The sequence below is a fragment of the Paraburkholderia sp. BCC1885 genome, assembly GCF_900996235.1.
Lineage (GTDB): Bacteria > Pseudomonadota > Gammaproteobacteria > Burkholderiales > Burkholderiaceae > Paraburkholderia.
The window spans coordinates 1-26,187 of the sequence record NZ_CAAJGM010000241.1 but is presented as its reverse complement, the minus strand read 5'-3'; the positions used below and the strand labels follow the sequence as shown (position 1 = coordinate 26,187).

General features: G+C 62.7%; 23 protein-coding genes. 13 read left to right on the top strand and 10 right to left on the bottom strand.

Going from position 1 to position 26,187, the window contains the following annotated elements; all coding sequences use genetic code 11:
• A complete protein-coding gene (locus tag FQ755_RS30400; RefSeq protein WP_144159808.1) occupies positions 1-981 on the bottom strand; it encodes an aldo/keto reductase in 981 nt (326 codons plus the stop codon).
• 213 nt (positions 982-1,194) lie between these two features.
• On the opposite strand from FQ755_RS30400, the gene FQ755_RS30395 reads away from it, so the two are divergent.
• A complete protein-coding gene (locus FQ755_RS30395) occupies positions 1,195-2,265 on the top strand; it encodes a purine-nucleoside phosphorylase (RefSeq protein WP_144159805.1) in 1,071 nt (356 codons plus the stop codon).
• Positions 2,266-2,458: 193 nt separating this feature from the next.
• Here FQ755_RS30395 and FQ755_RS30390 read toward each other — a convergent pair whose 3' ends face one another.
• Both FQ755_RS30390 and FQ755_RS30385 read right to left on the bottom strand, forming a co-directional pair.
• Complete coding sequence (locus tag FQ755_RS30390; RefSeq protein WP_144159800.1) at positions 2,459-2,761, bottom strand: DUF4148 domain-containing protein; 303 nt, start codon at positions 2,759-2,761, stop codon at positions 2,459-2,461.
• Between the two features lie 205 nt (positions 2,762-2,966).
• Entirely contained in the window at positions 2,967-3,971 is a 1,005-nt protein-coding gene (locus FQ755_RS30385; protein WP_144159797.1) for a LysR family transcriptional regulator, read from the bottom strand.
• 191 nt (positions 3,972-4,162) lie between these two features.
• On the opposite strand from FQ755_RS30385, the gene FQ755_RS30380 reads away from it, so the two are divergent.
• The 9 genes from FQ755_RS30380 (at position 4,163) to FQ755_RS30340 (ending at position 16,916) form a co-directional block, all read left to right on the top strand.
• Entirely contained in the window at positions 4,163-5,029 is an 867-nt protein-coding gene (locus FQ755_RS30380) for an alpha/beta hydrolase (RefSeq protein ID WP_144159795.1), read from the top strand.
• Between the two features lie 50 nt (positions 5,030-5,079).
• Positions 5,080-6,300: an efflux RND transporter periplasmic adaptor subunit gene (locus FQ755_RS30375; protein ID WP_144159792.1), complete on the top strand. Its 1,221-nt coding sequence runs from the start codon at positions 5,080-5,082 to the stop codon at positions 6,298-6,300.
• A 64-nt stretch (positions 6,301-6,364) separates the two neighbouring features.
• On the top strand, positions 6,365-9,550 hold the full coding sequence (locus FQ755_RS30370) for an efflux RND transporter permease subunit (RefSeq protein WP_144159789.1): 3,186 nt from the start codon (positions 6,365-6,367) through the stop codon (positions 9,548-9,550).
• 11 nt (positions 9,551-9,561) lie between these two features.
• Positions 9,562-11,130 (top strand): efflux transporter outer membrane subunit, encoded by a 1,569-nt coding sequence (locus FQ755_RS30365; RefSeq protein WP_144159786.1) that lies wholly within the window; start codon positions 9,562-9,564, stop codon positions 11,128-11,130.
• 328 nt (positions 11,131-11,458) lie between these two features.
• Positions 11,459-12,307: a MetQ/NlpA family ABC transporter substrate-binding protein gene (locus FQ755_RS30360; protein ID WP_144159783.1), complete on the top strand. Its 849-nt coding sequence runs from the start codon at positions 11,459-11,461 to the stop codon at positions 12,305-12,307.
• Positions 12,308-12,370: 63 nt separating this feature from the next.
• Complete coding sequence (locus tag FQ755_RS30355; protein ID WP_144159780.1) at positions 12,371-13,576, top strand: methionine ABC transporter ATP-binding protein; 1,206 nt, start codon at positions 12,371-12,373, stop codon at positions 13,574-13,576.
• Positions 13,569-14,225, top strand: coding sequence for a methionine ABC transporter permease (locus FQ755_RS30350; protein ID WP_144159777.1), 657 nt, complete (start codon positions 13,569-13,571; stop codon positions 14,223-14,225). The genes FQ755_RS30355 and FQ755_RS30350 overlap by 8 nt, the downstream gene beginning before the upstream one ends.
• 101 nt (positions 14,226-14,326) lie before the next feature.
• The gene (locus FQ755_RS30345; protein WP_144159774.1) at positions 14,327-15,529 is read left to right on the top strand and encodes an acyl-CoA dehydrogenase family protein; all 1,203 of its coding nucleotides are present in this window, start codon (positions 14,327-14,329) and stop codon (positions 15,527-15,529) included.
• Between the two features lie 61 nt (positions 15,530-15,590).
• Positions 15,591-16,916, top strand: a complete 1,326-nt coding sequence (locus FQ755_RS30340) for an Nramp family divalent metal transporter (RefSeq protein WP_260858932.1) — start codon at positions 15,591-15,593, stop codon at positions 16,914-16,916.
• Between the two features lie 205 nt (positions 16,917-17,121).
• On the opposite strand, the gene flhC is transcribed toward FQ755_RS30340, so the two are convergent.
• The 3 genes from flhC to FQ755_RS30325 form a co-directional block, all read right to left on the bottom strand.
• Positions 17,122-17,721: a flagellar transcriptional regulator FlhC gene (flhC, locus tag FQ755_RS30335; protein WP_144159768.1), complete on the bottom strand. Its 600-nt coding sequence runs from the start codon at positions 17,719-17,721 to the stop codon at positions 17,122-17,124.
• 13 nt (positions 17,722-17,734) lie between these two features.
• Positions 17,735-18,055, bottom strand: coding sequence for a flagellar transcriptional regulator FlhD (gene flhD / locus FQ755_RS30330; protein ID WP_144159765.1), 321 nt, complete (start codon positions 18,053-18,055; stop codon positions 17,735-17,737).
• A gap of 744 nt (positions 18,056-18,799) precedes the next feature.
• Complete coding sequence (locus FQ755_RS30325) at positions 18,800-19,330, bottom strand: GNAT family N-acetyltransferase (RefSeq protein ID WP_144159762.1); 531 nt, start codon at positions 19,328-19,330, stop codon at positions 18,800-18,802.
• Positions 19,331-19,928: 598 nt separating this feature from the next.
• Here FQ755_RS30325 and FQ755_RS30320 point away from each other — a divergent pair.
• Together FQ755_RS30320 and FQ755_RS30315 are read left to right on the top strand one after the other, a co-directional pair.
• Positions 19,929-20,240 carry a hypothetical protein gene (locus FQ755_RS30320; RefSeq protein WP_186308698.1) on the top strand — a complete coding sequence of 104 codons (312 nt, stop codon included), beginning with the start codon at positions 19,929-19,931 and terminating at the stop codon, positions 20,238-20,240.
• A 140-nt stretch (positions 20,241-20,380) separates the two neighbouring features.
• Entirely contained in the window at positions 20,381-21,259 is an 879-nt protein-coding gene (locus tag FQ755_RS30315; protein ID WP_144159756.1) for a cytochrome c oxidase assembly protein, read from the top strand.
• 99 nt (positions 21,260-21,358) lie between these two features.
• On the opposite strand, the gene FQ755_RS30310 is transcribed toward FQ755_RS30315, so the two are convergent.
• The 3 genes from FQ755_RS30310 to FQ755_RS30300 all read right to left on the bottom strand — a co-directional run bounded on the left by FQ755_RS30310 (position 21,359) and on the right by FQ755_RS30300 (position 24,280).
• A complete protein-coding gene (locus FQ755_RS30310) occupies positions 21,359-22,225 on the bottom strand; it encodes an amidohydrolase family protein (RefSeq protein WP_144159753.1) in 867 nt (288 codons plus the stop codon).
• Between the two features lie 15 nt (positions 22,226-22,240).
• The gene (locus FQ755_RS30305; protein ID WP_144159750.1) at positions 22,241-23,488 is read right to left on the bottom strand and encodes an MFS transporter; all 1,248 of its coding nucleotides are present in this window, start codon (positions 23,486-23,488) and stop codon (positions 22,241-22,243) included.
• Between the two features lie 75 nt (positions 23,489-23,563).
• Positions 23,564-24,280, bottom strand: coding sequence for a GntR family transcriptional regulator (locus FQ755_RS30300; RefSeq protein ID WP_260858931.1), 717 nt, complete (start codon positions 24,278-24,280; stop codon positions 23,564-23,566).
• A gap of 126 nt (positions 24,281-24,406) precedes the next feature.
• Here FQ755_RS30300 and solA point away from each other — a divergent pair, with 126 nt between their 5' ends.
• Positions 24,407-25,579, top strand: a complete 1,173-nt coding sequence (gene solA, locus FQ755_RS30295; protein WP_222105804.1) for an N-methyl-L-tryptophan oxidase — start codon at positions 24,407-24,409, stop codon at positions 25,577-25,579.
• A 197-nt stretch (positions 25,580-25,776) separates the two neighbouring features.
• Here the strand turns inward: solA and FQ755_RS37875 are convergent.
• A partial coding sequence (locus FQ755_RS37875) for a hypothetical protein (protein WP_222105803.1) occupies positions 25,777-26,187 on the bottom strand: 411 nt, incomplete at its 5' end.

Below are 26,187 nucleotides of genomic sequence, written 5' to 3'. Positions count from 1 at the left end.
TTACTTGAAACCCGTCACCGCGTGCGGCACGTACAGTTCTTCGAGCCGTTTCACTTCATCTTCGCTGAGCTTGAGCGAGAGCGCCGCAACCGCGTCATCGAGGTGATGCAGTTTGGTTGCGCCGACGATCGGCGCGCTGATCGCACTCTTTTGCAGCACCCACGCCAACGCAACCTGAGCGCGCGGCACGCCACGGCTGGCGGCAATTTCGCCAACCCGTTCGACGATGCGGCGGTCCGCGTCTTCGGTTTGCGCATACAGCGTGCGGCCGAATTCGTCGGTCTCCGAACGGGCGCTGCTGGTGTTCCAGTCGCGCGTCAGCCGGCCGCGCGCGAGCGGGCTCCAGGGAATCACGCCGATGCCTTCGCTTTCGCACAGCGGCAGCATCTCGCGTTCTTCTTCGCGGTACAGCAGATTGACGTAATTCTGCATCGTCACGAAACGGGTCCAGCCGTGCTGCTCTGCCACATGCAGCGCCTTGGAAAACTGCCACGCATACATGGACGAGGCGCCGATATATCGCGCCTTGCCCGCCTTCACCACGTCGTGCAACGCTTCCATGGTTTCTTCGATCGGCGTGGTGTAGTCCCAGCGGTGGATCTGATACAGGTCCACGTAGTCGGTGCCGAGACGCTTCAGGCTGGCGTCGATTTCCGCCATGATCGACTTGCGCGACAGGCCCATGCCATTCGGGCCGGCATGCATGCGGCCATGGACCTTGGTGGCCAGCACGATCTCGTCGCGCTTGGCCATATCTTTCAGCGCGCGGCCGACAATCTCTTCGCTGGTGCCGTCGGAATAGACGTTGGCGGTATCGAAGAAGTTGATGCCGTGATCGAGCGCCTGCTTGATGAACGGGCGCGAGTCGCTTTCGCTCAAGGTCCATTCATGGGTGCCGCGATCGGATGCGCCGTAGCTCATGCAACCGAGGCAAAGCCGGGAGACGTCGAGGCCGGTGCGGCCGAGTTTCACATAGTCCATGGTCATGCTCCTGTGAGTAAGGCAGATTTTGCAATTAGGCGAGTCAGCGAGAATCAATCGGGTGCGATGCAATGGCCTCGGCGAGCCAGTGTGCATACCGTGTTGAAGCATATTCGATATTGGCGCAGACTTCACGGGCTGAAGCATGGGCAGCGTCCGCGCTTCTATACAAAGCCCTCCCAAACCGCATACCAGAACAAAGGAAGGACACCGATGCTGACTCGTATTCTCGCGGCAAGCACCGCATTGCTGTTCGCGGCTTGCACCGCTGTCTCCACCGGTCCGGCGCAGGCCGATGACGCCGCCTCGACACCAGGCGCCGACGCTTCACACGGCCGCCCGGTCAAGGTGATGATCGTCTCCATGTTCGGCCCGGAAGGACAGGTCTGGCTCGATCATCTCGGACCGTGGCAGGACATTCCCGTCGACGGCCTCTCGCCCGATTATCCCGTAGTTCACTGCAACCGCCAGGACGTGTGCGTGATGACGACCGGCATGGGACACGCGAATGCGGCCGCGTCACTGATGGCGCTGACGTTTTCGTCGCGCTTCGATTTGCGGCACACGTATTTCATGGTGGCCGGGATTGCCGGCATCGATCCGATGCGTGGCACGGTGGGCTCGGCGGCGTGGGCGAAGTATCTGGTGGACTTCGGCATTCAGTGGGAAATCGACGCGCGTGAAATTCCGCCCAACTGGAACACGGGCTATCTTGGCATCAACACGCAAAATCCACAGCAGAAGCCGCCGCTCGACTATCGCACGGAAGCGTTTCAACTGAATCCGCAACTGGCCGATGCGGCGTTTGCCCTGTCGCGCAACGCGACGTTGACGGACAGCGCGCAAGCGCAAGCCGCGCGCGCCCGTTACGGCTATGCGCCGGCCAACTTGCCGCCTTCGGTGATCCAATGCGATACGCTCGCGGGCGACACATGGTGGTCCGGCACCTTGCTCGGCGAGCGTGCGCGCGACTGGACGAAGCTCCTGACCGACGGCAAAGGCGTGTACTGCACCACTCAGCAGGAAGACAACGCGACGTATGAGGCGCTCAAGCGCGCGGCAAGCGTGCATCGCGTCGACCTCAACCGCGTGGCGGTGCTGCGCGCCGGCTCGGACTTCGACCGGCCGTATGCAGGTCAGACGAGCGTCGACAACCTGCTCAACTACGCGGCGCAAGGCGGCTTCACGATTGCAATCGACAATCTGTTTCGGGCGGGCAATCCGCTGGTGCAGCAGATCGTGACGCACTGGAGTCAGTGGCGTGAGGGCGTGCCGCAGCAATGAGGCGCGTCAAGCGGGCGTGTCGGCTGCACACGTTCGCTGCGACACGTCCGCTCGCTGCCTGCATCGAACGCATTGGCTCAACGTTGGGGCTGCTGCGTTCGCTGCGTCGACCGAAACGGAATCCACACGGGGGTGTCGCTATTCCAGTGATCGAGTTCTGATGGGCTCATGATCGCGCTCCTGCCTCGTTCGATTATTCGCCGCGCGCAAGACGCGAGGCGCCTTCGTCGGGCTTGCCGTCCGCTGCGAAATTTGCAGCCTGGCGCTGGCCTTCGAGGCTCAGATTCGGATAGGTGGGCTTGTTCAGCGCGGGCAACGTACCATTTTCGTAAGCGGTGTCGATTTGCGCCCTGACTTCCGCGCGCGTGACCTGGCTCGGCCCCACGTTGGTCGGCCCACCGTAGCTGCCGGCGCGGCCAATACCACCACCGCCCGCGAAAGCCGGCGCACTGGCGGCCAGCGAGAGAACAACGGCTGCGAAGAAATTGCGTTTCATGATTCACCCTGTCGGTCGATTTAACGGCGGCGCCTTGCAGCGCTGCGACAGGGTGAAATGTAGACTTCGCCGCCCGGCGGATAAATCTGCGATCAGCGAAATGAATTGTCAGGGAAGCGGAACAATCGCGGGGCAATCGCGGCACAGCGGCCGCGGTTGCCTTTCTTCAGACTTTAGTTAGAACCGCCTGATATTGCGGGGCGGATCAGGCGACCCACTCCGTCATCACCGGCGTATCGAGCGCCGGCGCGGATTCGCGCTGCTCGAACGTGCGTTTCGTGCACGGCGTGTCGAGGCTGGTGCGGCCGCTCAGCAACGGGCAACGGTCGAACAGTTCCGCAATCCAGTCGACGAACACGCGCACCTTCGGCGACAAATGCCGGCTATGCGGATACACCGCCGAAATCGGCATGGGCAGCGGCTTATGTTCGGGCAGCACTTCAACCAGCTGGCCCGACTCCAGATGCGGCAGCACCATGAAGAGCGGAGGCTGGATCAGGCCGAAGCCTTCGATGCCGCAGGTGACGTAGGCGTCCGCGTCGTTCACCGACATCGTGCCCTTCATCTTCACCTCGACTTCCTTGCCGTTCACCATGAATTGCCAGTCGAGCACGCGTCCGGTGCGGCTCGAAAAATAATTTACCGCGCTGTGCGACTCGAGATCTTCCAGCGTGTGCGGCGTGCCGTACTTCTCCAGATAGGCGGGCGCGGCGCAGGTCACGCCTTCGAAAATGCCGATCCGGCGCGCCACCAATGACGAATCCTGCAGCGCGCCGACCCGCACCACACAGTCGACACCCTCTTGCAGCAGATCGACCGGGCGGTCGGTCAGGCCGAGTTGCAGGTCGATATCCGGGTAGCGCGTGTGGAATTCACACAGGGAAGGAATCACCAGCAGGCGGCCGATCGAGCCGGGCATGTCGATGCGCAGCTTGCCGTGCGGCTTCTTGTTGCCGCTCTGGAAGCTGGCTTCGGTCTCCTCGACGTCCGCGAGAATGCGCACACAGCGCTCGTAGTAAGCCGCCCCGTCCGGCGTCAGCGACAGGCGCCGCGTCGTGCGGTGCATGAGGCGCGTGCCGAGAAACGATTCGAGGTTCTGGATGATGGTGGTGACCGAGGCGCGCGGCAGATCGAGCGTTTCCGCGGCGCGGGTGAAGCTGTTCGTGTCCACGACACGAGTGAACACCTGCATGGCCTGAAGACGGTCCATGGCTAACCTCCAAAGGGGCGGGCGGCCCGCAAACGCAATCGAACAGGCAGGGATTAGTCCCGATTGACCGGGCGCGAAATCGATTGTTTGGGCACGCCGAATTGTGTTGCCGGATTATAGGCATTTATTTAGGAGTCTGCCGAACCCACAATTCGCACCATTCCAGTTACATGCGTGTTGCGCCGTTCGATATGAATGCAGTCAAACCGCCGTACTCCTCTTTGGTGCCTGCCGACCTTGCTCAGGTGGCGGATGCACCAATGTTGCGCGCGTCGCTCGAAGTAACCGACGTGACCATCGAGGGGCACGCGCAGGACATCACCTTACGTCTGTATCGGCCGGCCAGTAAAGGCACTTTGCCCGTGCTGCTTTATTTTCACGGCGGCGGTTTCGTGCGCGGCTCGCTCGATCAGGCGGACTTCGCCGCGCGCTATTTCGCGGAGCACTTACCGTCGCTGGTGGTGTCGGTGGGGTATTCTCTCGCGCCGCAGTTTCCGTTTCCCGCCGCGCCCGAAGATGCGCATCGCGCCGCGCTGTGGGTGCAGACGCGCGCGCGGGCGTTCGGCGGCAACGTCAAGCACATCGGCCTTGCCGGCCACGACGCGGGCGGCCAGATTGCCAATTGCCTCGCTTTTATCGCGCGCGATCGCGGCGATGTGCGGATTAGCGCGCAGGCGCTGTTCGGGCCGATGCTGGACCCCAGCCTGACGCGCCTCGGCGACGAACAGCGGCTCGGCTCCGACATCACCGCGAGGGAATGCGCCGCCTGCTATCGCGCGTATCTGCCGCAAGCCTCGCAGCGCATGCATCCGTATGCCGCACCGCTGGAAGCGTCGCGTCTGGCGGGTTTGCCCGCCACGCTGATTGCCACCGCGCAAAACGACGTGCTGCACGTCGAAGCCGAGAAATATGCCAGCAACCTGATCGGCGCCGGCGTGCTGACCCAGGTGGTGCGTTATCCGAGCGTCTCGCACGCCGCGCTGGCCGACCACACGGCCGCGCTGCAGGAAGCGGTGCGCTTTTTTCAGTGGCGTTTCGACGCGCGCGCTCAACGCTAAGCCATTTCAATCCAATTAACTAACTAACTTAACAAAGACGGGAGCCGTTCATGTCTATTTTCTCTACCAAGCGCCATCGTCTGGCGCTAGCTGTTCTGAGTGTTGTCGTGATTGCGGGGCTGGGTACGTTCGGCGCGATTCGCGTCGATGCGAGCTCGCCCGCCCAGGCCGCGCCGAGCACCGTGCCGGAAGTGGACGTGGCGGCTGTCATCCAGAAGACCATCACCGACTGGCAAAGCTATTCGGGCCGCCTCGAAGCGGTCGAGAAGGTGGCCGTGCGTCCGCAGGTGTCGGGCACGATCGTCTCGGTGAATTTCAAGGACGGGGCGCTCGTCAAGAAGGGCGACACGCTGTTCGTGATCGATCCGCGCCCGTATCAGGCGGAAGTGGACCGCACTGCCGCGCAACTGGCCGCCGCGCAGGCGCAGGCCGGTTATACGCAGAGCGACTGGGAACGCGCGCAACGCCTGATCGGCGATAACGCCATTGCCAAGCGCGACTACGACGAAAAGCAGAACGCCGCGCGCGGCGCGAGCGCCAATGTCAAGGCCGCGCAAGCCGCGCTCGAAAGCGCGCAGATCAACCTTGGCTATACGAAGGTGATCGCGCCGGTATCGGGCCGCGTCTCGCGTGCCGAGATCACGGTGGGCAACGTCGTGTCCGCGGGTGCAAACTCGCCGCCGCTGACGACGCTGGTCTCGGTCTCGCCGATCTACGCCTCGTTCGACGCGGACGAGCAGACCTATCTGCAATACATCGGCCGCGAGAAAGACGGCACCAAGGTGCCGGTGCAACTGGGCCTCGCCGATGAATCGGGCTATTCGCGCACGGGTGTGATCGATTCGGTCGACAACCAGCTCGATACCTCGTCCGGCACGATCCGCGTGCGCGCGCGTTTCGACAATCAGGACGGCACGCTGATTCCGGGCCTGTATGCCCGCGTCAAGGTGAGCGGCAGCGCGCCACACGCGGCGCTGCTGATCGACGACGCGGCGGTAGGCACCGACCAGGACAAGAAGTTCGTGTTCGTGGTCGACAAGAGCGACCAGGTGGTCTATCGCGAGGTGCAGCTCGGTTCGATGCAGGGCAATCTGCGCGTTGTCAAATCAGGCCTGCAAAGCGGCGATCGCATTGTGGTCAACGGTACGCAGCGTGTGCGTCCGGGCGAGACCGTGCGGGCGCACGCCGTGCCGATGAACGGCGACGACGATGCGGACAGCGCATCAGTGGCACAGACGCAGGGACATGCGAAGACGCAGAAGAACTCGTGAGCTGCGTGCTCAACGGGTGCTTTCTGCGCGCCGCTTCCCAGCGCTTTAATTTCAAGAGCCTCTCATGAACATATCCAAATTCTTCATCGACCGGCCGATCTTCGCGGGCGTGCTATCGGTCCTGATCCTGCTGGCGGGCATTATTTCGCTCTTCAAGCTGCCGATCTCCGAATACCCCGAAGTCGTGCCGCCCTCGGTGGTGGTGCACGCGCAGTATCCGGGCGCGAACCCGAAGGTGATCGCCGAAACGGTGGCCTCACCGCTCGAAGAGCAGATCAACGGCGTCGAGAACATGCTGTACATGCAGTCGCAAGCGAATAGCGACGGCAACCTGACACTGACGGTCACCTTCAAGCTCGGCACCAATCCGGACCTTGCGACGCAGCTCGTGCAGAACCGCGTCAACCAGGCGCTGCCGCGTCTGCCGGACGACGTGCAGCGGCTCGGCGTGACGACCATCAAGAGCTCGCCGACGCTCACGATGGTGGTCCACCTGATCTCGCCGAACAACCAGTACGACATGACGTATCTGCGCAACTATGCAGTGCTCAACGTCAAGGACCGCCTGGAGCGTATCCAGGGCGTGGGCGAAGTGCAGTTGTGGGGCTCCGGCGACTACGCCATGCGTATCTGGCTCGATCCGCAGAAAGTCGCGCAGCGCGGCCTGACGGCCACCGATGTGGTCAACGCGATTCGCGAGCAGAACATTCAGGTAGCGGCCGGTCAGGTGGGTTCGTCGCCGTCGCTGCCGGGCACGCAGTTGCAGTTGTCGGTGAATGCGCGTGGCCGTCTGCAGACTACCGGCGAGTTTGGCGACATCGTCGTCAAGACGGCGCCGGATGGCGCGGTGACTTACCTGCGCGATATTGCCCGCATCGAGCTGGCTGCGTCGGAATATGGTCTGCGTTCGCTGCTGGACAACAAGTCGGCGGTGGCGCTCGCCATCAACCAGGCGCCGGGCGCGAACTCGCTGCAGATCTCGGACCAGGTGCGCGCGACGATGAAGGAGCTGAAGGAAGACATGCCCGCGGGCGTGAACTACCAGATCGTCTATGACCCGACCCAGTTCGTGCGCTCCAGTATCGAGGCGGTGATTCACACGCTGCTCGAAGCGATTGCGCTGGTGGTGATCGTGGTGATCGTGTTCCTGCAGACGTGGCGTGCGTCGATCATTCCGCTGATTGCGGTGCCGGTGTCGATCGTGGGGACGTTTTCGCTGCTGCTGGCGTTCGGTTTCTCGATCAACGCGTTGTCGCTGTTCGGCATGGTGCTCGCCATCGGGATCGTGGTGGACGATGCGATCGTGGTGGTGGAGAACGTCGAACGCAATATCGAGGCCGGCCTAAGTGCGCGCGATGCGACGTACAAAGCCATGCAGGAAGTGAGCGGACCGATTATCGCCATCGCGCTGACGCTGGTGGCCGTGTTCGTACCGCTGGCGTTCATGACGGGTCTTACGGGCCAGTTCTACAAGCAGTTCGCGGTGACCATCGCGATCTCGACCGTGATTTCGGCATTCAACTCGCTGACGCTGTCGCCCGCGTTGTCTGCGATGCTGCTGCGTGGTCATGGCGCGAAGGAAGACTGGCTGACGCGGGCGATGAACGTCGTGTTTGGTCGCTTCTTCCGCGGCTTCAACAAGGTGTTCCATCGCGGTTCGACCTCGTATGGCAAGGGCGTGCAGGGTGTGTTGCGCCGTAAGGGCGGCATGCTCGCAATCTACGCGATCCTGCTCGGCGCGACGGTGTTGATCACGCACGTCGTGCCTGGCGGCTTCGTGCCGGCGCAGGACAAGGAATACCTGATCGCGTTTGCGCAGTTGCCCAATGGCGCCTCGCTCGACCGCACCGAAAAGGTGATCCGCGATATGAGCGCGATAGCGCTGAAGCAACCGGGTGTCGAAAGCGCGGTGGAGTTTCCGGGCCTGTCGGTGAATGGCTTCACCAATAGTTCGAGCGCGGGCATCGTGTTCGTCACGCTCAAGCCGTTCAAGGAGCGTGGTGACAAGGCGCTTTCCGCCGGTGCGATTGCCGGCGCATTGAACCAGCAGTATGGCGCGATCAAGGATTCGTTCGTGGCCGTGTTCCCGCCGCCGCCGGTGCTGGGTCTGGGGACGCTGGGCGGCTTCAAGATGCAGCTGGAAGATCACGGTGCACTGGGCTACGCGGAACTGAACAAGGCGACGGAAGCCTTCATCAAGAAGGCCGCCACCACGCCTGAACTGGGACCGACCTTCTCCAGCTATCAGATCAACGTGCCGCAACTCAACGTGGATCTGGACCGTGTGAAGGCCAAGCAGCTAGGTGTGCCGGTGACGGACGTATTCGACACCATGCAGATCTATCTGGGCTCGCTGTATGTGAACGACTTCAACCGCTTTGGCCGTGTGTATCAGGTGCGGGTGCAGGCTGATGCGCCGTTCCGTCAACGTGCCGACGACATCGGCCAACTGAAGACGCGTAACGCCGCAGGCGAAATGGTGCCGCTGTCTTCGCTGGTGACGGTGACGCCGACCTTCGGTCCGGAAATGGTGGTGCGCTACAACGGCTACACCGCGGCCGACATCAACGGTGGACCGGCGCCGGGCTTCTCGTCGGGCCAGGCGCAGGCCGCGGCCGAGCGTGTCGCGGCGGAAACCTTGCCGCGTGGCGTGAAGCTCGAATGGACCGACCTGACGTATCAGCAGATCATAGCCGGCAATGCGGGCATGTGGGTGTTCCCGATCAGCGTGCTGCTGGTGTTCCTCGTGCTGGCCGCGTTGTATGAAAGCCTGACGCTGCCGCTCGCGGTGATCCTGATCGTGCCGATGAGCTTGTTGTCCGCGTTGACCGGCGTATGGCTCACGCATGGCGACAACAACATCTTTACGCAGATCGGCTTGATGGTGCTGGTGGGGCTCGCCTCGAAGAACGCGATTCTGATCGTCGAATTCGCCCGCGAGCTCGAACACGATGGCCACACGCCGTTGTCGGCGGCTATCGAAGCGAGCCGCATGCGTTTGCGGCCGATTCTGATGACGTCGATCGCCTTCATCATGGGTGTGGTGCCGCTGGTGCTGTCGAGCGGGGCCGGTTCGGAAATGCGTCATGCGATGGGGATCGCGGTGTTCTTCGGCATGCTCGGCGTCACGCTGTTCGGCCTGATGCTGACCCCTGTGTTTTATGTGGTGCTGCGCACGCTGGCTGGCGGCAAGGTTCACGTCGCGCAAAAAGACTCGCCGCACTACGCGTTGCCGGTCACGGATGCTTGAGGAGAAAAACAATGAAACGGTTTGAATCATTACCAGGGTGGGGCCGGGCGGCAGCCAGCGGTTTGCTGGTCGCACTGCTCGCAGCCTGCTCGGTGGAGCCGACCTATAAGCGTCCGGACGTCGACACATCCGCGGCGTTCAAGGAAGCCCCGGTCATCGCGCCGCAAGACGCGGGTACGTGGAAGCAGGCACAACCTGCCGACGACGTGCATCGTGGCGAATGGTGGCGCATTTTCGGCGACCCCGCGCTCAACGATCTGGAGCAGCAGGCAGCCGATGCCAACCAGGACCTGAAGGCAGCGGCGGCACGCGTACAGGAGTCGCGGGCGTCGCTGAAGGCGGCACGCTCCGACTGGTTCCCGAAGTTCGACGCGGGTTTTGGCCCGACGCGCGAGACCTTGTCGTCGGCTTCGCAGTTCCTGCCGCAGAGCAATGGTTCGGAAACCACGACTTTGTGGCGCGCTGACGGCACCGTGTCGTACGAAGCGGATCTGTTTGGCCGCGTCGGTTCGAATGTGAATGCGAGCCAGGCGGATGCGCAGCAGAGCGAGGCGCTGTTCCGTTCGGTGCAGTTGGCCTTGCAGGCCGATGTCGCGCAGAACTACTTCCAGTTGCGCGAACTCGATAAAGACCAGACCCTGTATCGTCAGACGGTGGTGTTGCGCGAAAACACGCTCAAGCTGATTCAGCGTCGCTTTACCGAAGGCGATATCAGCGAGCTGGATCTGGCGCAGGCCCGCAACGAACTGGCAAGCGCGCGTGCCGATGCAGTGGGCGTGGCGCGTCAACGGGCGGCCTCCGAGCATAGCCTCGCGATTCTGCTCGGCAAGGCGCCGGCCAACTTCTCGTTCCCGGAAACGCCGCTCGCGCCGGTGACGGCACGCGTGCCGCCGGGTCTGCCGTCGGCGTTGCTCGAACGTCGCCCGGACGTGGCGGCTGCCGAGCGCGCCATGGCTGCGGCCAATGCGCGGGTCGGGCTGGCGAAGTCGGCATTCTTCCCGAAGCTCGATATTACCGGTGCGGCTGGGTTCGAGTCGGCCACGCTGGGCGATCTGTTCATGTGGTCGAGCCGGACGTTCCTGCTCGGACCGTTTGCCGGCACGGCGCTGACCTTGCCGCTCTTCGACGGCGGGCGTCGCAAGGCGAATCTGGCCCAGGCGCGCAGCAAGTATGACGAAGACGTGGCGCAGTATCGTCAGCAGGTGTTGGTGGCGTTCAAGGAAGTCGAGGACAACCTCTCCGACCTGCGTCTGCTCGACGATCAGATCCAGGCGCAGAACGACGCGGTAAATGCATCGCAACGCGCTTCGCATCTGTCGCAGACGCAGTACACGGAAGGCCAGGTGAGCTATCTGGACGTGATCGACAGCCAGCGGCAAGTGCTGCAGACGCAGCTGCAGGCGAGCCATCTGGAGGGCACGCAGGCGGTCTCGACGGTCAACCTGATTCGCGCGCTGGGCGGCGGTTGGGGTGCCGATGGCGCGGCTTCGGCTGTGCCGGTGGCGGCCGCGCCGGCTTCCGCCGTAGTGGCCACCACGGCCGCTGTGAAGGATGTGCCGCAGCAAGTGGCGAAGCAGTAACGGCCATTGCCGCGGTAGTTGTAGTGTGAAGAAGGGCTGAGCGGCGCGCTCGGCCCTTTTTCTTTTCGTATATCGCCTGGCGCGATTTCCTTTGCAAAATCCCTTCGTAGACCGCCGCTTATGGGGCGTCTATCATGGTCCGCACCTCATCTGGAGAGAGGCGATGACCTGTCAACCGTGCCGTTGTCCGCGCTAATCCAGCGGCGCATCACGCCTTTCCGGCCGCGCGTGCGGCTCTGATCCTGCCGGCTGCTGACCTGCTGCGTGTATTCGTGCATGCCGCGGCGTTCGCTCGCGTGTCGCAAACACTTCATTGAACGAGTCCATCATGCGTTTTTCCAATTCCATCGCGCGCCTGAAATCGCAGGCATCGTTTGCGCGCCTGAGCGGTGCCGTCGCCGTGGCATTGACACTGATGTTCGCCGGTGCGGCGTCGAATGCTGCCGCCGACACGCCGACGCTGAAAATCGGCATCGCCACCACGCCGCAGATCGGCGCGCTTCAGGAAGCGGCGCGCGAAGCGAAGGCGCAAGGGCTCGACGTCAAAATCATCGAATTCACCGACTGGAATACGCCGAACGCGGCGCTCGCCAACAAGGACATCGACGTTAATTATTTCCAGCACATTCCGTTTCTGGAGAACGCGAAGAAGCAGGGCGGCTATAACTTCGTGGCAATTGCCCCCGGCACCATCATGAAGATCGGCCTGTATTCGAAGAAGGTCAAAAGTTTCGCAGAACTGAAAGACGGCGCCACCGTGGCAATTGCCAACGATCCGGTGAACGGCGGCCGTGGCCTGCAGTTGTTGCAGCGTGCCGGGCTGATCAAGCTGAAGCCGGGGGTCGACTATCGTGCGACGCCGCTCGACATTGTCGAGAATCCAAAGCATCTGAAGATCGTCCAGCTCGAAGCGTCGCAACTGGCGCGCTCGCTCGACGACGTGGATCTCGCCGAGGGTTATCCGAGCTTCATCAAGCTCGCCGGCACCGCCGATCCGAATAGCGCGCTGCTGTTCGACGGCGTCGAAAACAAGATCTTTGCGATTCAGTTTGTGGTGCGCCCGGAAAGCGCGAACGATCCGCGCATCCTCAAGTTCATTTCGATCTATCAGCATTCGCCGCAAGTGCGCGCCGAGCTCGACAAGGCGTTCGGCAATCTCTACGCGGTCGCGTGGTAGCCGCATGAGCTTGCGGCTCGTCGGCACGACGATGGCGCTGATGCTTTAACAAGGACGGATTCGATGCCCTCCCTATTCGATACGCCCGGTTTCATCGCGGCCGCGCCGGCGTGGTCGGCGCGGCCCGCGTCGCCTGAGGCGCAAGGCCCGGCGGTGGTGTTCGACCGCATCGGCAAGGTGTTCGGCAATGCGCCGGGCGCCGTTGCCGCGCTCGCCGACATCCAGTTGCAGGTGGCGCGCGGCGAGGTGTTCGGCATTATCGGCCGCAGCGGTGCGGGCAAATCCACCTTGCTGCGGCTCGTCAACGGGCTGGAGAAACCCAGTTCCGGGACGATCAGCGTGAACGGCATCAGCGTGGGCGAGCTGGATGAACGCCGCCTCGTCGCCTTGCGGCGCCGCACCGGCATGGTGTTTCAGCATTTCAACCTGCTCTCGGCCAAGACCGTGCGCGAGAACATCGGCTTGCCGCTGAAGATTGCGGGGGCCTCGAAGGCCGCCATCGAGCGCAAGGTGGATGCGCTGCTCGATCTGGTTGGACTGAGCGAAAAGCGCAACGCTTATCCGGCGAGTCTTTCGGGCGGCCAAAAGCAGCGTGTGGGGATTGCTCGCGCGCTGGTCCACGACCCCGACATTCTGCTGTGCGACGAAGCCACCTCGGCGCTCGACCCCGAAACGACCCAGGCGATTCTGGCGCTGCTGCGCGATATCAACCGCCGCCTTGGGCTGACCGTCATCCTGATCACGCACGAGATGGAAGTGATCCGCGAAGTCTGCGATACGGTGGCGGTGATCGAGCGCGGCCGCGTAGTGGAGACGGGGCCGGTCTGGCAGGTATTCGGCGCGCCGCAGCACGACGCAACGCGCGCGCTATTGCGCACGCTGGTGCACGACCTGCCGGCGGATCTCGCCGCGCGCGTCAAGCCGTTACATGAATTGACGCAAGGCGGCGAGGCGCAGTTGCTGCTCGACGTGCGCTTTACCGGCACGAATGAACGCGAGCCGGACCTCGGCGCGCTGGCGCAGGCGCTGAGCGTGGCGGGCGGTCGCGTGAGCTTCGTGCACGGTGGCATCGACCGGATTCAGGGGCATGCGCAAGGGCGCCTGGTGGTGGCCGCGCAGATTCCCGGGGCTGCTTCGGGCGTGGGAACAACGCCGGCCGCGCAACACGGCGCTGACGCCGCCGCGGCGCCGCTCGATGCGCAAATCGCAGCGCTCGTCGACCGCGCCCGGCAGCATGCCAATTACGTCGAGGTGCTCGGTTATGTCTGACATGTGGCTCTCCGAACTCGCCGGGGCGATCCGCGACACGCTTGTGATGGTCGGCGTGTCCGCCGTGATTGCCGCGCTGATCGGCATTCCGCTGGCGCTCGTCCTGGTGACCACCACGCGCGGCGGTATTTTCGAGCGACGTTCGATCAACACGACGCTCGGCGCGCTGGTCAACGCGTTCCGTTCGACGCCGTTCATCATTTTGCTGGTGGCGTTGCTGCCGCTCACGCGCTTGCTGGTGGGGACGACGATCGGCGTGTGGGCGGCCATCGTGCCGCTGAGCATCGCGGCCATTCCGTTTTTTGCGCGCGTCGCGGAGGTGAGCCTGCGCGAGGTGGATCGCGGTCTGATCGAAGCTGCGCAGGCAATGGGCGCGCAGCGCCGCCACATCATCTGGCATGTGCTGCTGCCGGAAGCGCTGCCGGGGATTCTCGGCGGCTTTACGATTACCGTGGTGGCGATGATCGGTTCGTCGGCGATGGCGGGCGCGGTGGGCGCCGGCGGCCTCGGCGATCTCGCCATCCGCTACGGCTATCAACGCTTCGACACCACGGTGATGGTCACGGTCATCGTCCTGCTGATCGTCATCGTGACGGCCGTGCAGTTTGTCGGCGACCGCTTCGTGCGGCGGCTCAGCCGCCGCGCGTGAGCCGGCTATCTGCGCGACGAAAACGCGCATAATGCAGCCGTATTCGATACTGACACGATGACGCTCGCCTTGGCTGCGAGCGCGGCTGATCTGGAGATTGCATGAACGAGTTGGGCCATCCCGCAGGGCTTGACGCACGGACGTCAGCGGCCCCGCGCGATCTGTCGAGCCTGCTGGAAGCATTGCGCGCCACCGCGGCGCAACGCGATCGCGAAGGCGGTCATGCCGCGAGGGAAAAGCAGTGGATCGCGGACGCCGGTCTGCTTACGCTCGCCGTGCCGCGCGAATTCGGCGGCGCGGGCGCAGCGTGGCCACAGATCTACGAAACGATTCGCGCGATTGCCCGTGTCGATAGCGCGCTCGCGCATCTGCTCGGCTTTCAGTGTCTGCAGGTGGTGAGCGTCGACCTGTGGGGCAATCAGGCGCAACGGGCGCGCTATTTGCGCGGCACGGTCGAAGCGCGCTGGTGGTGGGGCAATGCCGTCAATCCGCTCGACACGCGGTTGATTGCGAGCGCAACCCAGGACGGCGGTTTCCGCCTGAACGGCCAGAAAGGTTTTTGCTCCGGCACGCGCGGCTCGCAGATGATGACCGTCTCGGCCCACGACCCGCAAACCGGTAAGCCGATTTTCGCGGTGGTGCCCACCGCGCGCGACGGTATTACGGTGAACGAGGACTGGGACCCGATCGGCCAGCGGCAAACCGATAGCGGCAGCGTCTCGTTTGCGCAGGTGAAGATCGAAGCGGAGGAGGTCCTGCACCGCTCCGAAAATCCGCCTACGCCACGCGCCACATTACGCACGCTGGTTGCGCAACAGGTGCTGGTCAACCTGTTCGTCGGCATTGCGCAGGGCGCGCTGGAAGAAGCGCGCCGCTACGTGACGCAGAATGGCAAGCCCTGGATCAACTCGGGCGTCGAGAAAGCCACCGACGACCCCTACCTGATTGCACGCTTTGGGGAGATGCGTCTGCAGACGATCGGCGCCGAGGCCTTGGCCGGGCGCGCCGCCCAGGCGCTCGACGCCGCCTGGCAAAAAGGCGCTTCGCTCACCGCCGAAGAACGCGCCCATGTGGCGCTCGCCACTTCGGAAGCGAAGATTCTCGCGCACCGTGCAGCCCTCGATGTCAGCCAGAACCTGTTCGACGCCTGCGGGGCGCGCGCCACTCATGCGCCGCTGGCACTCGACCGCTTCTGGCGCAATGCGCGTGTCCATACGCTGCACGACCCGCTCGACTACCGCGTGCGCGACGTCGGTCGTTACGCGTTGAATGGAACATTGCCGGACGTTTCTTTGTACACTTGAGGTCGACTGCGGCCCCCCGAGCTGGGCGCCGCTGCTACGTCTATCTCAAGAGGTCACCGGCTTGTTCAATCTACCGACTACCGCCACCGCGCCGTTCTGCCCATCCGAGGTGCAGGGCACAGTCGCCGTCTCGCAAGGCGCTCCGTTATGGAAGCGCATTCTGCAGTTCGCCGGCCCAGGCCTGCTGATTTCGATTGGCTACATGGATCCGGGCAACTGGGCCACGGATATCGAAGCCGGCTCGCGTTACGGCTATAGCCTGCTGTTCGTGGTGATGCTGTCGAGTCTGGCGGCGATGGCGCTGCAATGCCTGAGCATGCGGCTCGGCATTGCAACCGGCCAGGATCTCGCGGAACTGTCGCGCAACCGTTACTCGCCGGCCGTCGCTCGCGTGCAGTGGCTGCTGGCTGAAGTGTCGATCATTGCCTGCGACCTCGCCGAGGTGCTGGGCGGCGCGCTCGCGTTTCATCTGCTGTTCAAGTGCTCGCTGACCACCGGCGTGATTCTGACCGCGTTCGATACGCTGATCGTGCTCGGCCTGAAGGGCAAAAATTTCCGCGACCTCGAAGCGATCATTCTCGGCCTGATCGCCACCATCGGCGTGGGTTACATCGTGCAGCTGGTGCTCGTGCATCCGCATTGGCCGTCGGTGATGGCGGGGCTCGTGCCGTCGTGGCATGCCATCGATTCGCGCGAACCGCTCTATCTGTCGATCGGCATTCTCGGCGCCACCGTCATGCCGCACAACCTGTATCTGCATTCGTCGATCGTGCAGACGCGCGCCGTCAAGCGTGACTCGCGCAGCATTGCGTCGGCAATCAGCCTGTCGCGGCTGGATACGATCGTCGCGCTGGTGATCGCGCTGCTGATCAACGCGGCGATCCTGATTCTCGCGGCGGCGGCGTTCAACGCCACCGGGCACAACCAGGTTACCGAAATCGAGGACGCTTACCGGCTGCTGGCGCCGATCGTCGGCACCGGTTTTGCGGCCGTGCTGTTCGCCATCACGCTGCTCGCGTCCGGGCAAAGCTCGACGTTCACCGGCACTGTCGCCGGGCAAGTGATCATGGAAGGCTTTTTAAAGCTGAAGATTCCCTGCTGGCAGCGCCGCTTCATCACCCGCGCACTGGCACTGATTCCCGCGCTGATCGGCGTGCAGACGCTCGGCAACGGTGCGGTCGGCACGCTGCTGGTGGCGAGCCAGGTGGTGCTGAGTTTGCAACTGCCGTTCGCACTCTATCCGCTGATCCGCATGACCAACGATCGCTCGCTGATGGGCGAATTCGCCAATCGACTGCCGACGCGGTTGCTGGCGTGGGCGCTGTTTGTCGTGATTACCGCCGCGAACCTGTGGCTGGTGGTGCAGACCATAGGATGGCTCGGCTGAGCGCCGCCCGGAACTGGGCACGGCACGACAGTGCAGGCCATGATGGGCTTGAGCAAACAGGGAAGGCGCACTACCAGAGGTTGGCAGAACCTCTGGCGGTCACGATGTTGCGGGGCAATGAACTTCTAGAACTACTGGATGAACCGGCTTGAGCCCGACTGCACGACAGCGGGCCGACGCCGGCCACGGGCCAACAACCGCAGGCTCAGGCGGCTTGCGCGATCTGCGTAGCTTCGAGCGCCTCTTGAGCCTCCAGGGCCTCTTGCGCTTCGAGCTTGGCCGCAGCGGCGGCTTTCTTGGTCTTGCCGGCGCGCGACGGCGGCTGGCAGGCGCCACATACGACGTTGTGCTGCAAGTCGTGCTTGTGAGCGACGAACTTGCCCGTGCAACGGCAGCACGGCGTCAGTTGCAGGATATCGGCGTCGAAGAAACGCACCAGCGTCCACGCACGCGTCAGATCCAGCACCGGTTCCGTCTCACTGTGCTTGCAGTGTTCCAGATAGAGCCGGTAACCCTTCGTCAGCGCGTCCAGATGCGTGCAACGTGCTTCCTTTTTCAGGAACAGGTACGTGTTATAGAACAGCGAGGCGTGGATGTTGGCCAGCCACGTCATGTACCAGTCCGCCGAGAACGGCAGCATGCCTTTGGGCGGCGAAACGCCCTTCACCTCACGATAGAGGCGAATCATGCGGTCGCGCGACAGCGTCAATTCGCTCTCGAGCACCTGCATGCGCGCGCCGAGCTCGATCAGAGCAATGGCGCGAAAAACTTCCTGTGCGTCTTCCGTCAGGCTTCGCTTGAGCATCGCAGTCACCTCGTTAAGCGAATTGCTCTGCTGGCTGGCCGGCCAACAGGATAGCCGCATGAGTCGGCGATACTTCTGCGTGCTTCGTCGTTTGCGTCAACGCTGACAACATGGCGTGGTCGTTGAAACGGAAGAAGCACAGAAGCTGGTCGGAAGAGGCCAGTTTGACGATTTGCGCGAGCGACAGCCCGGCAAGCAAATCGGCCAGTTCCGACGACAGGCCCAGGCGGAACATCCCGACCGGCTTGTCCTCGCGCAACATACGTTGCGCGAGCATGATGTAAGACAAATTGATCTCGCGGATAGATTCCCGCGTCTCGCTGCTACGGTCCATTTTGTGTGTTTCCGAAGCCCCGAATTGCTGTATCGGCTTTTTTGCGCCGTTATGCTTTTTGTATCCTAGCCGGACACTGATGACCTCCGGCTACGTTCACTTCTTTGTACGGTCCTGACTTCTTGATACAAGGTGTTACAACTCGTAACACCTTGGAAGCAATTGTATGAAGTGCATTTCAGGAAATCAATACCTTCTCAAAAAAATATCTCACAAAAATACAACATTTTCCGGTAACTCTTTCATGGTTCCGTAATACAAGGCCGCGCAACGACTTTGCGGCACCCACCTGTCCCTCGCGGACGCCCGCTGGGCTTGAGAAAGATCGTTTTGACCGATTGATATGAGGAAATCGCTTTGATTGCCTGTGATAACCCTAATAGGCAATTAGAATAGAAAGGCAAAAGAAAGAATGAAGAAATCTCAGTAATAAATACATCCCACCAGGCCGTTTGCGGGGACAAATCCGGCTGTAACACTTTGGTACAGGTGCGGTTACAAATTCGGGGTGAGATGTAACGTGTAACAGGTTGGGTCCGTCTATGGTCAGCTCGCCTGGTTGACTAGACGAGGGTGCAAGGGTGCATTTAGGGACGGAAGGGGCAGTGTCTGGCGGATTTTCAGTGTCGTCTGCATGTTTCCGGACGACGCAACAAGCTGCCTTACCTGAGACCTCTATTATATGGACGGATATGACAACCCTATATTGGGCGGCCCTTGTAGCGGGCGCACAACGCCCGGTTGTCAGATAAACCGAGCCATCAGGTCCGAATCGCTGAGCATTCCGTCGACGCACAGGCCGCCGGTTTCCCGTCCGTAGCAGCGAAAACCGACGGATTCATATAGATGGCGCGCCGCATCGTTATGGCTCGCGACCACCAGCTGGATCTGCCGCAACCCTTCCACGCAGCCGGCGCGCGCAAGCAGGTCGATGAGCAGCGCGCGCCCGACACCACGCCCCGCCGCTTCGGGCGCGACGTACATGCCGATGACCGAGGCCTTGTGGCGCTCCTTGAGCCGCTCCTGGCGTTTGAGTCCCACCATGCCGGTCAACGTCTGTTCTTGCCCCATGAAGGCGCCAAGCAGGAAATTGCCGTCCGCCGCGTGCGCGCCGCCTTGCAGCATGGCGTCGTGTTGCTGGGGACCTTTCTCGAGCGCTTCCTGATGACTCTGGGCGAATGCATCCGGATGCGCCTGCAGCGCGCGCAGGCGCAACTGGAAGAATATGTCGCGATCGGTGGGAGTGAGTTGCCGGATCAGCGGGACGCGGTCCATGGGGTGTCTCCGAAAGCGGACGTTTTATCAGGGTTTTGTATGTTAGCGGAGGGGCGCTTCGAGTGTGGCGATGTTGGCTGGCAGGCCGCGCGGCGCCTGCGGCAACCACGCCTTCAATCAGTCACAATAAAATGTAGGATCACTAACGATTGGCCACCATCGCAAGAGGTTGACTGATTACGAAATGCATCAAGGTTAAGGGGATTTTTAATTTTTAAAAAATTAGAGCACATTGAATTGCCCATAGCGATCTCGTTTGAGAAAAATTTGAGAATTTTCGCGACATTTTTCGCCTTGTCGAAACAATGGGTGAAGCACGCAGCGACCAGCAGGGCTAGCGCACTATTGTGATCGCAGCGTGTACATGCCCAGCCCTGGCAGCGGGGTGGCGCATATGCTGTATGAGTAAATTTCATTGGTTCGCGTGAACCACGTCGAGTCGTCTTTAGGTATTATTCGGGACATTGTTTGGAATGCAATTTGCTTTTTCATTGATTTTTCATTCAATTGAAATACATGTTTGTGCTCGCACGGCGGCGCGCGACGGGAATAGAACGATCATAAAACAGAGGGGGACCTCATGATTCGGGGATGTGCAGTGATATGGGCCGTCGTGGCGCTTCTTGTGCTCGGCGGTTGCGGCAGCAAGGAAGGCGACGAGTTCGTCGGCAAATGGCAGAGTACCAAGACCAGCCAGAGCGTCGAAATCACGAGAAACGACGACGGTTTCATTATCGCCAACACCACGGGCGGCGGCATGAAAGGGGCGGTGATTTCGGCCTCGTACCGCAACGGCTCGCTGGAAGTCGACACGGGCGGCCACACGGAAGACATCGCCTACGACAGACAGCACGACCTGATCATCCTGCCGACCATGGCGGGCGACACGCCATTTAGCCGGGTGAAGTAAGATTTCACGGTCGGCGGCTGCCTTGCCGGGCGCTTCGCCGGGCACCTGCTAACATGCAAGTCGCTCGGCCCGATCCTGGCACATGAGAATGTGCGCCATGAATCGGCCCGCGCAGCCCTGCCGTTACCGTCGAATTCGCCATGTCGCTGATTAGCCTGCTTGATCCGTGGGAGCCGTCGTTTGTGCTCGTCGCCGTTTTCGTCGCCGTGGCGGTGCTGTTCGCGCGCGGCGCGCGCCGCATCCGTATCAGCGTGGTCCGGCAGGCGGCGTTCTGGATCGGGCTGGGGCTCTTCTATATTGCGCTGCACACCCGGCTCGATTACTACGCCGAGCACCAGTTCTTCGTCCATCGGCTTCAGCATCTGGTGCTGCATCATCTCGCGCCGCTGGTCCTGATGGCCGCTTATCCGGGCAGTGCGCTACGCGCCGGTTTGCCGCTGCGCTGGCGCAGCGCGCTGCGGCGCTGGCAGCGCACGAAGCCCGCGCGGGTTCTGGCAGCAGTCGTGCTGAATCCGGCCTTCATCTCGTTGGCCTTCGTTATTTCGGTGGTGTTCTGGCTGATTCCGTCGGTTCAGTTCGTGGCCATGCTCGACTGGCGCATCTACACGTTCATGAACTGGTCGGTGGCGGTGAGCGGGCTGCTGTATTGGTGGATGCTGCTCGATCACCGTCCGTGTCCGCCGAGCCGTACCCGGCCGGGGCTGCGGGTGCTTTCGCCGGTCATCACCATGACGCCGCAGATTCTGGTGGGCGCGATCATCACCTTCTCCTCGCAGGACCTTTATCCGATCTTCACGCTATGCGGCCGGGCCTTCACCTCCGTGCCGCCCGCGCTGGATCAGAGCCTGGGCGGCCTGATCATGTGGGTGCCCGCCGGCGTGCTCGAAGCGATTGGCGCGATGATGGCGTTGCGGCACGTGATGCGCCTGTCCACTTTGCCGTCCCGCGTGCCGCCCAAGGCGCGGCGCAACGCGGTCAGGAGCGAGGCGGGTGCGGCTTCGCCCAAGGCCGCAAGTTAAGCCCAGGCATTGCCATTCATGCGGAAGATCGTCCTGCCGACCGCCGTCGCCTGGCTGGAATAGCGGGAAGTGGTGGCTGGTTATCTTCTGCGCTGCGCGTTACGCAAACTGAAACAGCGCCGCCGGGGTATCGACTAGCACCGCCTGCAACTGCTCCGGCTCGTTCACAAAGGCGTGCAGATGATCGAGCGTCAGACGCGCGTTCTGCACGTCTTCGAATTGCGTATGCGGCCAGTCCGTGCCCCACACCAGACGCTCGACACCGAATTCGCGCAGCAGCGCCGGCCACGCGCGCGTGGCGATGGCGAGGGCTGCCGCCGGATCATGCGGATCGGGACTCACGCGATACGCGCCCGACACCTTCACCCATACCTGCCGTGTCGCGCCTAGCGAGAGCAGGCTGGCAAAGCCGGGATCATCGAGGCCGAGAGCGGGATCGAGACGCCCGAAATGATCGACGACAATCCGCACGCCGCTATGGAGTAAAGCCGGGGCGATGTCAGGCAGACGATGCGCTTCGATCTGCACTTCTAAATGCCAGTCGAGCGCCACCATACGTTCGAGAAACGCGGCCCATGCCGGCGAGCCGAAGTCCGGTAGCGCCGTGCCGATCAGATTGGCGCGCACGCCCACCACACCGCGCGCATGCCACGTGTCGATCTGCACGAGATCGTGCGCCGGATCCACGACGACAATGCCGCGCAATTGCGCGGGATAAGCGTCGAGACACGACAGCAGGAAGCGATTGTCGGTGCCGAGAAAACTCGGCTGCACCAGAACGCCGTGCGATAGCCCGAGGCTTGCGAGCATCGCGCGATAGTCGTCGAGCGTGGCCTCGTAGGCTGGCGCGTAGCGCCGTCCCGAGGCAAGCGAAAGGCCCCGCACGAATACGTGTGCGTGGCCGTCGATACCTGTGACCGGGTGTCCACGAAGGTTGCTGGGCGAGGCGGTCGTGCCGTTAGACATGGTCATTCGTCGACGTCAGGCTGCGGGTTCGTCGGTGAGGGTACGTCCGCGCGTTTCCGGCAAGAGGAAAATCGACAGGGCAACAATTGCATAGGCGACGGCAGCGGAAATGCCAATCGCAAAGCCCAGCGTAAACCGGCTCGCGAGATGCCCGACGAGAACCGGGAAACCCGACGAGACGACGCGTCCGAAGTTGTAGCAGAAGCCTACGCCGGTTCCACGTGTGCCGCGCGGATAGAGTTCGTTGAAGAGCGCGCCCATGCTCGCCGGAATGCCGGCAGCAAAGAAGCCGAGCGGAAAACCCAGCGCGAGCATTGCCTGGTTCGACATGGGCAGGAACACATACAGGATCACGGTCGCCACACAGCAGACCGAAAACAGCAGGATGGTCTGCCGCCGTCCAATGGCATCGAGCAGGACCGACGCCGCCAGACAGCCGCAGAAAAAGGCGAGGATGATCACCGCCAGATAGCCGCCGGTGCCGAGCACGGAGAGGTGCCGTTCGGTCTTCAGGAAGGTGGGCAGCCAGGTGGTCAGCGCGGAATACCCGCCATGCGCGCCGACGCCGAGCAGACCGCCGATCAACGTCATGCGCAGCACGTCCGGCGCAAAGATGGACAGCAGCGGCACGCGTTCGATAGCGCCCGTATCCTTCTTCACCTTCGGTGCGGGTGCTAAGGGCTCCTTGATATTGCGCCGGATGTAGATGACAAGCAGGGCAGGCACGATGCCGACTGCGAACATCACGCGCCAGCCCATCGCAGGCGGCAGGAACGAGAACACGCCCGCATACAGCAGCACGGCTGCGGCCCAGCCTATCGCCCACGCGCTTTGCACGGCGCCCATGGCTTTGCCGCGATGCTGGTTGCGGATCGTCTCGGCCATCAGGACGGCGCCCGCTGCCCATTCGCCGCCAAAGCCAAACCCCTGCAAGGCCTTCAGGACAATGAATTCCGGAAAGTTTTGCGCGAAGGCCGACAGCAGCGTAAAGACGGAAAACCACGCCACGGTAATCTGCAAGGTGCGCACGCGGCCATAGCGGTCCGCGGCCGCGCCGCAAATCCAGCCGCCCAGCGCCGAAGCGATCAGCGTCACACCGCTGACGAGCCCCGCCTGGGTTTTGCTGATGCCCCATTCGGCGATGATTGCGGGGATCACGAGGCTGAACATCTGCACGTCGAGCGCATCGAGCGCCCAGCCGCCGAAGCACGCCCAGAAGGTGCGCCGCTCGTCTTTCGATACTTCGCTATACCAGGAAAACATCTGGACTCCACGCGCCGCATCGCGGCGCTGCTGCTGGTTAAACCCCAAAAACTGCGCGACTGCGTTCCGGCACGCTCAGCGAATTTCGATTTCGTACATGAAGTGCTGCGCGGCGCCGCGTGACAGACGCCATTCGAGCGGAATGCCGTCGTAGCCATACGCCACCCGTTCGATGACCACGATCGGGCTGTGCGCGGACACGCCCAGCGCCGCGATGTCGGTTTCGCCGGCGGTTTCGACTGTCAGCCGTTCGTCGGCGCGCGCCACCACGCGCGCGCAGCGTTGCTCGTAAAACGGATAGAGCAGCGCGCCGAATTCTTCGATCGGGCAATCGGCCAGCGCCACGAAGGGCTCATAAGGCAGCCAGATCTGCTCGGCCACGATGGGCGCGTCGTCGATCAGACGCAAACGCGCGAGCCGGATCGCCTTGGCGCCCGTCTTCAGATTGAAGCGCGCCACGACTGCCTTGGGCGCTTTCGTCACCGTGCGTTCGAGAATGCGGCTCTCGGGGACGCGTCGTTCGCCTGTGGGCGACTGAAAGCGAAAGAAGCGGAACAGCGACCGGTCGAAGGTCGCGCGGCGCACGAAGGTGCCGCGGCCCTGAAAGCGTTCGACGAGTCCCTCGCGCTCAAGCAGATCGACGGCCTTGCGCACGGTGCCCACGGCGAGGCCATACGCCAGCGCCAGTTCCTGTTCCGTCGGCAGTGGATCGTGCGGCCGCCATTCGAGCGCGGCGATGCGCGCGGCCAACTGGTCGCGCAGACGGTGATAGCGGGGGATGCGGTCGTCCACGGTAAGGCGCTCGATGGTCTCGTAAATTCATATATATGATTGTATGAATTGGACTCGCTGAGGATCGGGGTTTTCCCTGAACGAAGGTATGATCGCGAATATCGTCAATGGATAAAGGGGGCTGCTGTGCTTGAAGATCGATGCGATGTTGCGGTCGTTGGGCTGGGCGCGATGGGCGCGGCGACGCTTTATCAACTCGCTAAAGCGGGCGCGAAAGTCGTTGGCATAGACCGTTTCGCTCCGCCGCACGATCAGGGATCGAGTCACGGCGACACGCGTATCACGCGGCTGGCGGTCGGCGAGGGCGCGGCGTATGTGCCGCTGGTGCGCCGGTCCCAGCAGATCTGGCGCGAGCTGGAAGCGCAAAGCGGTGAAGCCTTGTTCGAGCAGTGCGGGGTCCTCGTGATGTCGTCGACGGAGATGGCGCCGGCGCTGCATGGCGCGGCCGATTTCGTGGCGACCACCATCGAGCTGGCACGTACCTATGGCATCGATCACGAGATTCTGACGTCGGCGCAGATTCGCGCGCGCTTCCCGCAATTCGGGCCGATCCGTGATGGCGCGGTGGGGTACTTCGAGCCCGAAGGCGGCTTCGTGCGGCCGGAGCGCTGTATCGCCACGCAACTGGCGGGCGCACAGGCACTCGGGGCGACTTTGATGACGGGCGCGACAGTTTCCGCATTGAAGCCGGAGGGCGACGCGGTTCGCATCCAGGCAGGCGATCGGACGCTGGTCGCCGGCAAAGTGATTGTCTGCGCCGGAATGTGGTCTGCTGAGCTGTTAGGCGAGCCGTTCAGCCGGTTGCTGAAAGTCTGCCGGCAGACGTTGTTCTGGTTCAAGCTGGCCGAGCCGGTGATTTTCCCCGCCGTGTCGCCGAGCTTCATTCTCGTTCATGGTTCGCGGGAAACCGACAGCTGTTATGGCTTTCCGCCGATTCCGGGTGAAGGCAGCATGAAGATCGCGACCGAGCAATATGCGCCGCTGGAGTCGATCGAAACACTCGATCGTTCGGTCTGCCAGGCAGATGCGGATGAGATGTATCGCGCGCAGGTGGCGGGCAATTTCGCGGGCGTGACGCCGGAGCTGGCCAAGGCGCGGGTCTGCACTTACACGGTCACGCCTGATCACGGTTTCATCATCGACGATCATCCCGCGCTCAGGAATGTGACGGTGGTGTCGGCGTGCTCCGGCCACGGCTTCAAGCATTCGGCGGCGATCGGTGAGGCGGTGGCGCAGCGCTGCCTCACAGGTACGAGCGAGATCGATCTGTCGGCGTTTTCGCTGAGCCGCTTTGCCTGAGGATGCGCGGGAAAGGGGGCTCGCGCTGCGCTTGTTCTAACCTTGGAGCGCGCGGCGCGCGCGCTGTGCCTTAGGTCCGCGGGTCCAGGCTGCAGGCGAGACCGTTCCGGTCTGATTCGATTACCTGCCGGCAGGCCTCGTTTTGATTTGCGGACTGCGTAGCGCGCATACTTATTTAGGATTACCAATCGTTTCGTTCATCTCGGTATGACCGTACAGCGAGGTAGCGTGCAGATTGCATGATCCGATCGTCGCCCACCCATCATCCACCGGCATGACTTTGCGCGCACATAGATGTAGCGCCGGCTACCGGCGCGTGACGGTCCTGCAGTTCCGGGCAGTGGCAGATCGAGCGCATGGTCGTCGAGTTGCGCATCGCTCGGCACTGATTTGTCACGCGGTGCGTTCGCCCGTTGCAATGCGCCCCGCAGCAGCGAGTTAGTCGCGATCGCGCCAGTCGCCGTGTTCACGCTATCCGCGAACATCAGCGCACGCGACACCGGCGATATCGCGGTGGGAATGATATAGGTCGCGCCGGTCGCCCGAAGCTGCAGACAGGCGAACGGCGGAAATGGCCAGTGCGAGGCCAACGCCGGGCGCGCCCCGCG